Source organism: Paenibacillus sp. NPDC058177, from assembly GCF_042883835.1.
Taxonomy (GTDB): Bacteria; Bacillota; Bacilli; order Paenibacillales; family Paenibacillaceae; genus Paenibacillus_AQ; species Paenibacillus_AQ agri.
Genome location: NZ_JBHVVB010000001.1, coordinates 1,039,860 through 1,053,376, shown reverse-complemented (window position 1 = coordinate 1,053,376; position 13,517 = coordinate 1,039,860). Strand labels below are relative to the sequence as shown.

Annotated in this window: 16 protein-coding genes; 11 read left to right on the top strand and 5 right to left on the bottom strand. The window is 43.2% G+C overall.

Going from position 1 to position 13,517, the window contains the following annotated elements:
- Nucleotides 1-47 precede the first annotated feature (47 nt).
- On the top strand, nucleotides 48-1,790 hold the full coding sequence (locus ACFVU8_RS05045) for a glycoside hydrolase family 2 protein (RefSeq protein WP_387426068.1): 1,743 nt from the start codon (nucleotides 48-50) through the stop codon (nucleotides 1,788-1,790).
- A 150-nt stretch (nucleotides 1,791-1,940) separates the two neighbouring features.
- Here the strand turns inward: ACFVU8_RS05045 and ACFVU8_RS05040 are convergent, their stop codons facing one another.
- Nucleotides 1,941-2,753 carry a class I SAM-dependent methyltransferase gene (locus tag ACFVU8_RS05040; RefSeq protein WP_387426067.1) on the bottom strand — a complete coding sequence of 271 codons (813 nt, stop codon included), beginning with the start codon at nucleotides 2,751-2,753 and terminating at the stop codon, nucleotides 1,941-1,943.
- 271 nt (nucleotides 2,754-3,024) lie between these two features.
- Between ACFVU8_RS05040 and ACFVU8_RS05035 the strand changes: the two genes are divergently transcribed.
- Genes ACFVU8_RS05035 through ACFVU8_RS05025 form a run of 3 tightly spaced genes read left to right on the top strand, consistent with a single transcriptional unit; the run spans nucleotide 3,025 to nucleotide 4,961 of the window.
- Nucleotides 3,025-3,432: a CoA transferase gene (locus ACFVU8_RS05035; protein ID WP_387426066.1), complete on the top strand. Its 408-nt coding sequence runs from the start codon at nucleotides 3,025-3,027 to the stop codon at nucleotides 3,430-3,432.
- Nucleotides 3,433-3,486: 54 nt separating this feature from the next.
- On the top strand, nucleotides 3,487-4,551 hold the full coding sequence (locus ACFVU8_RS05030; RefSeq protein ID WP_387426065.1) for an NAD(P)H-dependent flavin oxidoreductase: 1,065 nt from the start codon (nucleotides 3,487-3,489) through the stop codon (nucleotides 4,549-4,551).
- Between the two features lie 20 nt (nucleotides 4,552-4,571).
- Nucleotides 4,572-4,961, top strand: a complete 390-nt coding sequence (locus ACFVU8_RS05025) for a tautomerase family protein (RefSeq protein WP_387426064.1) — start codon at nucleotides 4,572-4,574, stop codon at nucleotides 4,959-4,961.
- A 110-nt stretch (nucleotides 4,962-5,071) separates the two neighbouring features.
- On the opposite strand, the gene ACFVU8_RS05020 is transcribed toward ACFVU8_RS05025, so the two are convergent.
- Together ACFVU8_RS05020 and ACFVU8_RS05015 are read right to left on the bottom strand one after the other, a co-directional pair.
- Complete coding sequence (locus ACFVU8_RS05020; RefSeq protein WP_387426063.1) at nucleotides 5,072-5,896, bottom strand: ATP-grasp domain-containing protein; 825 nt, start codon at nucleotides 5,894-5,896, stop codon at nucleotides 5,072-5,074.
- 34 nt (nucleotides 5,897-5,930) lie between these two features.
- Entirely contained in the window at nucleotides 5,931-6,407 is a 477-nt protein-coding gene (locus tag ACFVU8_RS05015; protein ID WP_387426062.1) for a GNAT family N-acetyltransferase, read from the bottom strand.
- A 130-nt stretch (nucleotides 6,408-6,537) separates the two neighbouring features.
- Between ACFVU8_RS05015 and ACFVU8_RS05010 the strand changes: the two genes are divergently transcribed.
- The 6 genes from ACFVU8_RS05010 to ACFVU8_RS04985 all read left to right on the top strand — a co-directional run bounded on the left by ACFVU8_RS05010 (nucleotide 6,538) and on the right by ACFVU8_RS04985 (nucleotide 11,506).
- Nucleotides 6,538-6,993 (top strand): MarR family winged helix-turn-helix transcriptional regulator, encoded by a 456-nt coding sequence (locus ACFVU8_RS05010; protein ID WP_379466973.1) that lies wholly within the window; start codon nucleotides 6,538-6,540, stop codon nucleotides 6,991-6,993.
- Nucleotides 6,994-7,120: 127 nt separating this feature from the next.
- The gene (locus ACFVU8_RS05005) at nucleotides 7,121-7,504 is read left to right on the top strand and encodes a VOC family protein (RefSeq protein ID WP_379466974.1); all 384 of its coding nucleotides are present in this window, start codon (nucleotides 7,121-7,123) and stop codon (nucleotides 7,502-7,504) included.
- Nucleotides 7,505-7,558: 54 nt separating this feature from the next.
- A complete protein-coding gene (locus tag ACFVU8_RS05000) occupies nucleotides 7,559-8,770 on the top strand; it encodes an MFS transporter (RefSeq protein WP_379466975.1) in 1,212 nt (403 codons plus the stop codon).
- Between the two features lie 357 nt (nucleotides 8,771-9,127).
- Nucleotides 9,128-9,691, top strand: coding sequence for a sigma-70 family RNA polymerase sigma factor (locus ACFVU8_RS04995; RefSeq protein WP_379466976.1), 564 nt, complete (start codon nucleotides 9,128-9,130; stop codon nucleotides 9,689-9,691).
- Nucleotides 9,681-10,184 (top strand): DUF3600 domain-containing protein, encoded by a 504-nt coding sequence (locus ACFVU8_RS04990; RefSeq protein WP_379466977.1) that lies wholly within the window; start codon nucleotides 9,681-9,683, stop codon nucleotides 10,182-10,184. The genes ACFVU8_RS04995 and ACFVU8_RS04990 overlap by 11 nt, the downstream gene beginning before the upstream one ends.
- A gap of 224 nt (nucleotides 10,185-10,408) precedes the next feature.
- Nucleotides 10,409-11,506 carry a glycosyltransferase gene (locus ACFVU8_RS04985; protein WP_379466978.1) on the top strand — a complete coding sequence of 366 codons (1,098 nt, stop codon included), beginning with the start codon at nucleotides 10,409-10,411 and terminating at the stop codon, nucleotides 11,504-11,506.
- 131 nt (nucleotides 11,507-11,637) lie between these two features.
- On the opposite strand, the gene ACFVU8_RS04980 is transcribed toward ACFVU8_RS04985, so the two are convergent.
- Nucleotides 11,638-11,991: an alpha-helical endospore appendage domain-containing protein gene (locus tag ACFVU8_RS04980; RefSeq protein ID WP_379466979.1), complete on the bottom strand. Its 354-nt coding sequence runs from the start codon at nucleotides 11,989-11,991 to the stop codon at nucleotides 11,638-11,640.
- A gap of 313 nt (nucleotides 11,992-12,304) precedes the next feature.
- On the bottom strand, nucleotides 12,305-12,475 hold the full coding sequence (locus tag ACFVU8_RS04975) for an alpha-helical endospore appendage domain-containing protein (RefSeq protein WP_379466980.1): 171 nt from the start codon (nucleotides 12,473-12,475) through the stop codon (nucleotides 12,305-12,307).
- Between the two features lie 251 nt (nucleotides 12,476-12,726).
- On the opposite strand from ACFVU8_RS04975, the gene ACFVU8_RS04970 reads away from it, so the two are divergent.
- Nucleotides 12,727-13,485 (top strand): alpha-helical endospore appendage domain-containing protein, encoded by a 759-nt coding sequence (locus ACFVU8_RS04970; RefSeq protein WP_387426061.1) that lies wholly within the window; start codon nucleotides 12,727-12,729, stop codon nucleotides 13,483-13,485.
- The last annotated feature ends 32 nt before the right edge of the window (nucleotides 13,486-13,517 follow it).

Below are 13,517 nucleotides of genomic sequence, written 5' to 3'. Positions count from 1 at the left end.
GAGAGAGGATCGATGCTAAAGTGACCGCAGCAGCTACGAAATTTTATATGAAAAACTACCCGAGACCCCAATTTGTACGGAGCCTATGGCTGGATCTGAACGGGGAGTGGGATTTTAGCTTCGATGATAACAAAGCCGGCGTTCCAGAACGTTGGATGGACCATTTTCCGGACTCACAAAAAATAAACGTTCCGTTTACCTATGAAACAGGGGCGAGCGGGATCGGCGAGGAGAAATTCCATCCGCAGATCTGGTACCGCAGACAACTGACGCTATCTCCTGAGGCGGAAGGGAAACGGACGATATTGCATTTTGAAGGTGTGGATTATAAAGCTACCTGCTGGGTTAACGGTAGTTTTGCGGGGGAACATGAAGGGGCCTACGCCCGGTTTTCCTTTGATATTACCGATCTGCTGGGGCAAGGCGGTGAAAATGAGATTGTGCTGAAGGTCGAAGACAGTGACAGCTGTCTGCAACCCCGGGGCAAGCAGCGCTGGGCCGGCCGGAATCATGACTCATTCTATGTGCAAACGACAGGCATTTGGAAAAGCGTCTGGCTCGAACATGTTCATGAAACCCGCCTGGATATGGTGAAAATGACGCCGGACATTGATCGTCAAATGATCCGGTTTGATTTTCGCATGCACGGTACGAAAGACAAAAAGGATCTCCGGCTGGAAACGGAAATTACATTTAGGGGGGAAACGGTAAGAAAGCTGAGCCTTTCGGTGGACAGAGACTGGCTAACAGTGGAAACCAGCATGATGAACGGCATTAACGGGCCTTGGCTGCAAAACCTGTGGTCGCCGGGCAATCCGAATCTGTTTGACGTGGAGTTTGTGCTTTACGAAGGAGAACAGGAGATCGACCGGGTAGGCTCTTATTTCGGTATGCGTAAAATTTCGATTAAGGGCGGCCAAGTCCTGCTGAACAATATTCCCCTTTACCAAAAACTAATCCTGGATCAGGGCTACTGGACCGAAAGTCATCTAACGCCTCCGTCCGAAGAGGCGCTGATTGAAGATATCGAGGCGATCGCCGAGATGGGCTACAATGGTCTGCGTAAGCATATGAAAATTGAAGACGCCCGGTTCCTATACTGGTGCGATGTCAAAGGTATGCTGGTTTGGTCCGAAATGGCAGCCGCTTATGAATATAACGATGAGGCCGTTGAGCGTTTTACTAAGGAATGGTTAGAGGTCGTGCAGCAGCAGTACAATCATCCTTGCATTATCACTTGGGTGCCATTTAACGAATCGTGGGGCATTCAGAATATTATTCATGATGTCCGGCAGCAAAAATTTACGGAAGGCATTTATCATCTAACCAAATCTATCGATCCTTATCGTCCGGTCATCACCAATGACGGATGGGAGCACACCGTTTCTGATATTTTGACCCTTCATGATTACGTGGAGCGGGGTGAAGATTTGTACGAAACTTACAAGGATAAAGACTCTATCACCGGTAATAGCGGTACGTACAACGAGTGGAAGTTTGCGTTCGCCCAAGGCTACAGTTATAAAGGCCAGCCGATTATCATCAGCGAGTTTGGAGGAATTGCTTTCAAGAGCGAACAGGGCTGGGGTTACGGCAATCAAGTGGATAACGAGGAAGCTTTCCTGGAGCGGTTTGGCAGCATAACCGGAGCGATTAAAGCCATTCCGTTTATTTCCGGCTACTGTTATACTCAGATTACGGACGTGCAGGATGAAGTAAACGGCCTGCTGACTGAAGACCGTAAACCGAAAGTAGCGCTAGAAAAGATCCGGGAGATTAATTTGAGGTAGTGTATGGAAGTTGGACAAATAATATTACTCAAGAAATAGATGTTAGATAAATAAAAATCAGTAGAGCAGTCGCCCTTAGGGCGATTGCTCTACTTACGCACAGGGTAATCGGAATACATTCTCCGTATCTCATGATTGCACTCTCGGATATTATCGTTTTCTTGCTTTGATCACAAAAGTTACCGGGAGCATTTTTGCTTTTTTGGCAAAATCACTGTTCTCGTCATGTGATTGCAAAAGATCTTCATCAGATTCCTCGATCATTTCCTCTATAACAAATCCCGCTTTTGAGAGCGCGTTCACATAGGTTGATAGTTTGCGATCCGATAAGGTTATTTCACCCTCACCAAGAGCTACCGAATACCAAGATTCATCGAAATAGCATTTTTTAAAAGCAAGCATATCATTTTCTGCAGCAACACATTTATGTATAGGGTGAGACCAGCTGAAAATAAACACACCGTCTTTTTTTAGATAAGAAGCAATTCGGCTAAAAGTACCCTCAAGATCGGTGGTCCAGCCTATGGCATAAACAGAATAAACAAAGTCAAAATAATCCACGGGTATGCCACATTCTTCTTCCATGGGAGAACAGATAAATTTTGCTGAAAGACCGGATGCCGCTAAATGTTGCGCTGCTTTTTCGATTTGTCGTTCTGAGATATCTGTACCCCATAATTCAGAGGCTCCGCGTTCCCCCAGATATTGCAAGGAATGACCGCTTCCACAGCCAATCTCCAGCATTGTTTTCCCTGAAACATCGCCAAAAAGCTGGAGTTTCTCTTCTGAGACAAATGCTCCATAGAAAGGGAGTGCGGTTGCTCCTATGACGTCATTTCCTTGTGTGTCCCAAAAGATGCTATTTGTTTTATGAATAGAATTCTTATCCATCTCAACCGTGACGGCGCTACCAACCTCGCCAGCACCTATAATGTTTGTTCGATATGCAGAGTTCTTTGCCATGCCCGATATCCTCCCAAATATTAATAATTATGAGACAAAACATATATTCCGACTTGCGCGTGACCCCAACAACACATTTCGAACACGAACACCTGTGCTATTGTCCCCAAAATAATGTACCATTTATCGATGAACAAGTCCACCTAAAATTATCCATTCAACGTCTATTTGGTCTTTCACGTAGGCAGCTAGAACTGACAATCTTTTTTGCATCCACAAGACCTAATACGTTAATAAATTCACTGAATGCACATGTTTTAGCGATATCTTTATGGTAAATGAACAAGCCGTGACTGGTGTCAGCTATACGCAAGGGAATGCACTAGAGACTGCTCAACCTAAGTTAACGCCCGTGTATCTGTGCGATTTTCTTACTGGATTCCTTGGTACATTCGGTGCTATGGTGGCATTAGCGCGTCGAGCTAAAGAAGGGGGCTCCTACCGGGTACAGGTGTCATTGTGTCAATCAGCTATGCTCATTCAGAGACAAGGATTATTGGAACAATTTAAACCTGCTCCAGGACACTTGTCGCAAGCGGAGTTTGAATCGTATGCTGTATACGACAATAATACCTCTTACGGAGATTTAAAAAGCCTAGGCCCCGTGATTCGAATGAACGAGACTCCTCCTCAGTGGTCTAGAACTACTCCTACGCTTGGTAGCGATAAAGCGGAATGATTGCCGCGGTAAAGAAAAATTTCTTCATATTCATTTAACAGGGGGCGTTCATAGGTGTTTGAAACTGAATTAACACGTACGCTTAACATTCGGTATCCAATATTCCAAGCGCCGATGGCAGGGGGGCCCACAACTCCTGACTTGGTAGCAGCTGTTTCAAATGCCGGAGGCTTGGGCAATCTAGGAGCGGGATACTTAACACCGGAGCAGCTCCGAAGTACCATCCACAAGATCAGAGAGCTCACAGATAAGCCTTTTGGAGTCAATTTGTTTGTACCTGAGCAACCGGAAGAAAGTGAAGAAGCAGTCGTTCAAATGATGGATCATCTTAGTAAATACCATATCAGATATGGAATCGCTCAAAATCCACCGTCATTTGAATCTCAGGAACACTTTGAGGAGCAAGTGCAAGTATTGCGTGAAGAGAAGGTTCCGGTGTTTAGTTTTACTTTTGGCATACCAGCACAAGACGTCATTCAAGCTATGAAGCAGCAAGGTACTGTCGTAATAGGGACTGCAACAACTGTTGAAGAAGCCAGACAATTAGACATGGCTGGAGTAAACGCAATTGTGGCACAGGGGTATGAGGCAGGAGGTCACCGAGGCACATTTTTAAACAATGTTTCCGGGTCTCTGATCGGCACCATGGCTCTTGTTCCACAGATTGTTGATCACGTGTCGATTCCGGTCATCGCATCAGGTGGCATCATGGATGGAAGGGGACTCCTTGCAAGTCTCGCATTAGGGGCTGGTGCTGTACAGATGGGTACTGCCTTTCTGGCGTCTCCGGAGAGTGGTGCCCATGAAGCGTACAAACAGATGCTCCTCTCATCCAATGAGGACTCCACTGAAATTACATCTGCATACTCGGGAAAAGCAGCAAGAGGTATTCGCACAAAATTTATGAATGACATGCATCAGTATACTGGAACAATCCCTGCCTATCCAACACAAAATGCTTTGACGCGAGAGATTCGACAGGCAGCTGCGAAAGCGAACGACCCTGAGTATATGTCTCTGTGGGCAGGGCAAGGTCTTAGGTTAGTAAGCGAACAATCTGCAGAGACAATCGTTAAGCAAACCATCGAGCAAGCAATTAGCATACACAAGAGTTTCTAATAAAGAAGGAGAGAATCGATATGCCTTTACTTCGTTTTGATCTAATTGAGGGGCGCGATAAAGTAACTCTGAAAAAGCTTTTAGATGTTGTTCATACGGTAGTCGTAGAGGTATTCGACGTTCCGGAGCGGGATCGTTACCAAATTGTTCATGAACACCCCGAAGAGCATATGATTATTGAAGATACGGGGTTAGGATTTAACCGTACCAATAATGTAGTTGTTCTATCCGTTGTCAGCAAGTCCCGGCCAAATGAGAAAAAACAACAATTCTATTCCTTACTATCCAAACGCTTAGAAGTGGAGTGTGGGATCGCTCCAAGCGATTTGATGGTAAATATCGTCGAAAATACAGGTGCTGATTGGAGTTTTGGTCTAGGCGAGGCACAATTTTTAACCGGTAAGCTATGAGGTGAAAGTAAACTATCTCTCTGATTATTAAAAAAAGGACTGCACCAGCTGGTGGCAGCCCTTTTTGGCCTTAATAAACAAGCTCTTCATGGTCCTAATTCAGACAAATGTTAATCCTGAAGAGATTTTTCTAATGATTTTTTCATGGATTCAACAAAACGTTGACGTGTGTCTTCAGATAACTCTAATAAGGAAAGATACGGATTTAAATCTTCCAATTCGACTAATAAAAGCTCCCCTTGTTTGGTGCGGCAGGCATCAACACGTTGAATTCCCCAGTCAATATTATTCCACTCAATGAAACGTTTAGCAAAAGCTAAATCTTCTTCCGTTGCTACGTAGTTTTTTAGTGCCCATCTCTTATCTTTATCGGGTGCATATAGAGCGTATTGAAATTCTTTGTCGATATAATAAAATGAGACTTCATATTCAAAATTGATAAATGGTTGGATCAAAGTATTTTTTGATTTTGGATCAACTTTTTTATTTAGATCATCTTTTGTAACAAATTCCATGCCGATCGAGTCTGCTCCATCTTTTGGCTTTACAATATACATGTCTACATCGGGAAGTTTATGAAGAGAATCAAGGGTATCAATTGTTGGAATAATAGGAAAATGGGCATTTGTTAGTTCAATCAAATACTCTTTTCCGTTCACATCAGCTTTCCCATTAAAGGCATTATATGTCTTTAGACGCTTAGAAACAATCCGCTTACGAAATGCTTCGTATTTGTCCTTGAAATTTGTGACAGGACCTGCATTTCGGAAAACAATTAAATCAGCTATATCTTCAAACGCCTCGATATCTTCAGGATGACAGATGACCAAATTAAAGGCTTCTCTAAGCTTAGAGGTAAGAAATAAATCCTCTTCATAATAGTTTCTGCCTTTTGCTTCATAATATAAGTCTGTTACAAATAGAAGGGTCTTCATTACAACATAACCTGCTTTCTATAGATAAATTTGATTATTTCAAAGCTTTTATATACCACGCGTTCATAGCAGAATGCTCTGAGCCTGACAGAGGTTCTGGTAAAAGTGTAAATCCAAATTTCTCATATAATTTACATGCAGCTTCTAATTCATGCTGTGTTTCTAAATAACACTTTGTGTAATGTTCGGAGGCAAATAGCAAAGCTGTTTCCATGAGTTTTTTTGCTAGTCCTAAACCTTGAGCTTTGGGGGTTAAGTAAAGCTTTTGCAATTCGCACACTTGTTCATGCTCGTTGAACGGTGCTATTCCAATACCACCAACAACTTCGTTTTCCATTTCTACTACCCAGTAGTTTGCATGTTTAATATGGTTATAATAGTGATGAAGATCATTAAGTTGAGGGTCAAAGTAAGCTGTTCCAGGAATCGCTAAGCCAAGCGATTTTAAGGAGTCTTGTATTATTTTTTTGATTTTTGCATTGTCTGCATTCTTTATGTCTCGAATCTTCATATATTATCTCCTTCAATTAGATGTTAATACAATATGCGTAACTAGATTACAAAAGTTGACTCAGTCCACATTTAAAAGATATAGTTATAGTAATGCTAAATGTGGACTGAGTCAACTAAAGGAGAACATAATGGATAAAAAAATAGTTTATGAAATCAGAGAATTTAATCGATTTTATACAAAGGTACTCGGTTTATTTAATAATCATATTTTAGATACAAATTATTCATTAACGGAAGCACGAATATTATTAGAAATAAGTGAACGGACGGAGTGTATTGCCAATAATCTCGTGCAAGAGCTTAGTATTGATCGAAGCTATATGAGTAGAATTTTACGTAAATTAGAGAAGGAAGGATTAATAGAGAAAAAAAGCTCACAAAGAGACAGTAGAAAAAACTTTCTCATGTTAACACAAAAAGGAGAGGAAATACTGGGTAAGATTCATATTCAGTCAGATGAACAAATAAATGAATTGTTTAATGGACTAAGTGATAGCGAGGTTAATGAAATTCTTAATTCGATGATGAAGATAAAAGAAAAATTAGACAATAATCAACGAATTACGAAAGGTAGTGAATGGTGATCTGTGCGAGGGGAGAGCGAAAAGAACTTGAATTTTTCTGTTTAGCATTTATAATGATAATTACTTTATAAAGTATCTTTATTATGTTGGAGTATTTTAAAAATTGCAGTAATGAGGAGCGAATGGAATGAGAATAGATCACATCGCCATGTATGTGAATGATTTGGAGTCTTGTAAACAATTTTTCATCAAATTCTTTAACGCCAAATCAAATGAGCTATACTACAACTCCAAAACAGGATTGAAAACGTATTTTCTTACATTCGATCATGGAACGAGACTAGAGATAATGAGTAAACCGAACATGGCTGATGAGACCAAGGAGTTGCTCCGTACTGGATTCACCCATTTGGCGTTTAGTGTAGGAAGCAAAGAAAAAGTGGATATTTTGACAAAACAGCTAAATGAGGCTGGTTATTCTATCTTAAGTGGACCACGCACAACGGGTGATGGTTATTACGAAAGTTGTATTTTGGGACCTGAAAATAATCAAATTGAAATTACTGAATAAATTCGTGAGATCACAGATCACAACAAAGTTATTGTATTAGGAGAGGATTTATCTATGGCAACCTGGTTTTTAATTGTGATCTACCTTGCTTTTGTTAGTCTCGGTCTTCCTGATTCTCTGCTTGGCTCAGCATGGCCCGTCATATGGCCGGAAATCGGTTCTTCTCTGGGCTCGGCAGGACTAATATCCATGATTATTGCTGGAGGAACAATCGTTTCCAGTTTGGCAAGCGGAAGAATGATTCAACGTCTAGGCACTGGAAAAATTACTTTATTCAGTTGCCTCCTTACCGCAGTCTCATTACTTGGATTTTCTATGGCTCCATCAATGTTTTGGTTTATCTTTTTGGCCATTCCACTTGGTCTTGGGGCGGGGGCGGTAGATGCAGCTTTAAATCACTATGTTGCTGAGAACTACAAGGCTCACCACATGAACTGGCTACACTGCTTCTGGGGTGTAGGAGCAACCATGGGGCCGATCATCATGGCCACTTATATGGCGGGTCAGCATTCATGGAGAGGCGGTTATGCTGCAGTAGCCATTATCCAAGCCATTCTGGTCATAATTCTTTTTGTAACTTTACCTTTATGGAAGCGTGTGGCTGCAATCCGGGATTTAGAGAATTCAAAGCACACAGTTCAAGACATACATCGTGAAGAAAAGGCAGAATCCGCTCTCCCAACAAAGGTGCTTCAATTAAGGGGAGTTAAACCCTCACTGCTTGCATTTCTCATGTATTGTGGAGTAGAAACGACTGTTGGGCTATGGGGAGCAAGTTACCTCGTGGGGACAAAAAATGTTACAGCAGAAATGGCTGCCGGATGGATTTCTTTGTACTACGGAGGCATTACCATAGGAAGGTTGATCACCGGTTTTATCACTTTAAAAGTACACAATCGACTGTTAATCCGTTACGGTCAACTCGTAACCATTGCAGGGGGAATCATCTTGTTGCTCCCATTCTCCGCGTCATTTTCCATGTTGGGGTTCATTCTTATCGGACTCGGACTCGCACCAATCTATCCAGGACTTCTGCATGAAACACCTGCTCGGTTTGGGAAAGAGCATTCAGCAAAATTGATGGGCTACCAGATGGCCGTCGCTTATAGTGGTACTACGCTTCTACCCCCTTTATTCGGACTCCTTGCAGCAAAAACGAGTACGGACTTGTTCCCGCCCGTGGTACTTATCCTATTAGTTCTCATGCTACTTAGTGTAGAGACTGTAAATCGTTTGCTAAGCAAACCCGGGAAAGTTAGTGGGTAAGAACCTCTGCAGATCATTTCCTGCAATTGGCGGTTGAACAATAATTTATTACACAAAAATCCGATTGCACCCTGTAGGGCAATCGGATTTTTGTGTATTGCTAGTGTGTAGAACTGCTGGCTGTCGTTACTGTGTCTGTCCTTGTTTCCAGATCACTTTGTGATGTTTACGAAGTATTCCACCCTCAGAAGATAGTACCAGCGCTCGTGACATCAGGGGCAAATGTATGTAAAAATTGGTGATAGAAATGAAAAATCCCCTAAAATGGTGAGTATAGTAAAAAGTTTATTCAACTGACTGAACCTTTTTACCCGCGGGAGCGAATTAAGAGTTGTAACATGTTCAGGAGGGGCCCCCATGAATGATAAAGAGTTACTTCCGTGGCTTGAAAAAGCGGCATTTGGCGACGAGTCGGCTTTTCAACTTGTCTATCAGGCGACTCACCAAGACGTCTATCGCACGGTTGCTTTTCTCGTCTACAACAAACAGGACATTGAGGATATCGTTAATGAAGTTTACATCAGCATGTGGCGTTCGTTTCATAAGTACGATCCCAATCGGCCGTTCCGGTTTTGGTTGCACGGAATCACTATCCGTCTTGTCCAGGATTGGAGAAGAAAGGCTTGGCGGCGAATTCGTCTCTTTGAACGAAACCGCCAAATGACTTGTGAATATTTCGACAGGACGGATAAAGCTGTCCTGCAGTCCGAAATGCAGCATGATCTGTTCGGGCTTGTCCGCCAGCTGTCTTACAAACTACGTGTGGTCGTCATCCTGCGATATTTTCACGATTATGCTCTGGAAGAAATCGCAGACATGCTGCAGATCCCCGTTGGCACAGTGAAATCCAGGCATCATCTCGCACTGAAAGAACTACGGAAACGATTCGAAATGGCGGGAGGAGACGCGTATGTCCATTGATAAGGAATTGCGTGAAGAACTTCGCCAGGCGGCAGATTCGATGCAATGCCCACCCAATTTGTATGGACGTGTCCAACAATCCTATCAACACTATGTAAACGAAAAGAGAGGTAGAACTCCCATGAAAAAACGCATGCTGGCAGGCATTGTCGCAGTAGCAGTCCTGATTCCGTCTGCCGTATTTGCTGCTTCCTATCTGGCCGATGATATTTTCGGTTCTTCCACGACCATTGAACAGCACGGTGGTACACAGGAAGATTATCAAGAGATTGAAGGCATGCTTCAGGCAGCAAAAGAGAAGCTCACGGAAGACGAATTCAAGGAGTATATGGCGCTAACCAAGCAGTTAATGCAATTAAAGCTGCAGATCACCAATGAAAATGGGGTCAAACATGAGGAGAAGTTGACTGAAGAAGAGCAGCAGCAGTTTGAGCAGCTCGCTTCCAAGCTGACCCCGTACTTCGAGAAGATTAACGGAACCGCCAAGCCGTAATAAAATGCAGGGACCCGTCCAATGTGGAGTGGGTCTTTTTTTTCTCGTCCAGGGAGCTTAGGTTCAAATGTCAAAAAACTTTGCATTAGTAATAGAGCATATTTAATAATTACCGCCAATAAGTTGTTATGAGAAGCATTTGATCCGAATCGAATCAAACGGATCGGACTCTAGGCATGCATTGTACCTAAACTAGAGGGGGCTATCACATAGAAAAGAAAACATTGTCGTTATGTATGATTGTGAAGAATGAAGAGAAATGGATCGGTCGCTGCCTGGAAAGTGTGAGGCACGTTGTCGATGAGATGATTATCGTGGATACAGGTTCAACGGATCGGACAGTAGAAATCGCTGAATCTGTGGGGGCTACCGTCTATTCTTTCCCTTGGACAAATCACTTTGCCGACGCCCGAAATTATGGCATTGAACGAGCTTCAGGGGACTGGATTGTATGGCTCGATGCCGACGAGGAAGTGGATAGCGTAGATGCTCCTCGTCTGCGAAGCGTGCTGGAGATGGATGACCAGAATCTTGTATTTGTTGAACTGATTAATTACTATGGCGAGTCCCCGCCAGATCCAGATAAAATCTATCGCCTGGCACATCATCGCTTGTTCCGTAATGGAATTGGCATCCGCTTCAACGGTTCCATTCATGAACAGCTAAATAACCGGGAGATTCTAGGAAATCAGGAGCAAATGAAGATGCTGGATGTTAAAGTATACCACTATGGGTATTTGGATTCGGAAGTAACAGCAAAAGCAAAATCCGAACGCAACCTGACCCTACTGAAAAAAGCGTCCAGCGAACCCGCCCCTGACCCCTGGATAGAATACCATTTGGCTAGTGAGCATTACCGATTGGAGAATTTCCCGGAAGCCTTTCAGCATGTGAACCAGTCTATCCGACTCTTTCTGGAAAATAGCATACTGCCGCCCGCCATGCTGTACAAATTGAAATATTCCTCGTTAATTGCACTTGGGAGCCTGGATAACGTTGTTGCAGCTATTGATAAAGCACTGGGCATTTATCCCGACTATGTAGATCTTCACTATTTAAAAGGCATCGCCCTATTGCATCGGAACATTGTACAAGAAGCAGCAGAAGCGTTTCGCTACTGTATTACGCTCGGGGATGACAATCTGCGATACTTAACGATGAAGGGAACTGGTTCCTTTCAGGCGTATTACTATCTCGGGGAATGTTATGAGAAACTGGGGAAGATCGTTGAGGCAAGAGGGGCTTATCTGGAAGCACTAAGATTGTCTCCCAATTATCTGGAAGCACAAGTAAGATACAATAAATTGCGCGCCAATGAATAGGCACTTGAACAAGCGTCTACAAAACTACCCTAGTCGCTAGTTATCTTTAATAAAATCACCCTACAATGTATAGAAGAGCTCACTCCGGTTATTTCCCCGAAGTGAGCTCTTTGCTTAATAATTTGAAACTCTCAGCGATATGGTGGATAGGTTACCGTACTTTCCGGAGGGCATGGTGGGGTGATGGAAGAATGTAAATTGTCAAAGATGGAACCCAGCTTCTTATGCAGGATCAGTTCTTGTAAAACCACCTCGCCAAGGGTTGCACGTACGTCTTTGTTGACTTGAAGGATTTCATGTAAGGTTGCTTTTGGAGTCAGTCCCGGTAGCGTTCCCAGCGCATATTGAATTTTCTCCGCCTCCGCGTTCACGATATGACTTAAACCGATCTCCTCCAAGGCGATGGATATGAGCAGCAGATTATAAGCATCTTGACTTGTCACACTAATCGTTGGCGTTATATTCGGTACGGATGGCAATGACACAAACATCTCTCCCTAAGTTAAGTATTTTTTTCTTTCTAGGTGGTATGAATAGTATGGGTTTGCTTACCTCATTCAATCACCTCCTTGCAAAACGACGGGGTGATATATGCCTCGCAGTAATCTTCCAGCCCGTAGAACTCCCCACTCAATCCACTCCGCCCTTATCACAACTCTCTTTCTCTTCGTAATGATCATCTATTAGACAGATAATACGGTCTATCTTATTGAGCCCCAGCCACTGCTCCATATTGATAACTTCCAGCAGCTTGGAGACAGAGGTAGTAAACCTCAGAAAATCCTTCGTTCGAATATTTCAGTTATGCCGGGCATGATGGGCAAAGGCTTGCATCTTCTCCGCTTCCGCATTGAGAATATGGGATATTGCCAGCTCCCTCATAGCGATGGAACTGAGCAGTAGAGATATCATTTCTTTCTTGGTAACGGAAATGGTGAGGGTTATATTCGGTATGGATGGTTGCGACATCTATCTATAACCACCTAAGTACTACTTATCCGATACGAAAATTCCGCTTCAACTAGAATCAATGTATGAAATAGAAAATTTGTTCTATTCCCATTGCCAGTCGGAAATTCTACAAACAAAACTTAGGCTGGTTGTACTCCTTCAGTTCCGATGAATTTAGAACAAGCTGGGGGAACCTCGGTTACAGGAATAGCATAGATGGTAAGTAGCATCTGAACGTTATTATGAGTAAGAGGATGGTGTGCAGCCGTATGTCGCAGGCGAATATTCCTAATATTACACCTCAGATTACTTTGACGAGGGATGAAGTCATTAATCTGATTTTGTCCTCTATCGCCATGCAGGAGCTTGGTCTAAGTCATATCATTAATACAGAAGCAGAGAAAATACAATTCGCATTAGGTACGCTTCCTGGCGGGTCTACTACACCAGCCACCTTTCCGGAGATTATCCAGATTAACCAGAATGTCAGAGAGACCCTGAAGGAAGTTGTAAAGACCGAATGGGTATTACAGAATAAGATGGACTCTCTAAAAGTATTCCTAGGTCCCGAATCGGGTGTGACGGGGCCTACAGGCTCCGGCGGCGGACCTACTTCTCAGAGTTACGCTAATCTGGCAATCGATACACAGTGTGTACCTCCATTAGGTCTCGTGAATCTAGTATTGCCAGCGCCTTCAGATCTGTATGGTTTAAATTTTAATGGAACGAACACGATCACTGTAGTCACATCCGGGTTATATTACATTGACTGGGTGATCACACTGTCATCGTGTCAGCCCATTCCTACGTTGTTTAGTCTGCTGATCAATGGAGCCCCTTTTAGCGGGACCGGTGGGCATGCCGCTTCAGGTATTCTTGCTTCAAGCAGGATCGGCTTACTCTTTGCCGGAGATACGATCCAGATCTCCAATCGCTCCGATACGCAGCGGGGAATACAGAGCGCCTTTGCCGCCAATACAGCAGGGCATCTATCTATAGTAAGAATAGCGGACAACGGATTGGTCTAGAACACTGCCATATAACCTTGAAGATCAGCAAC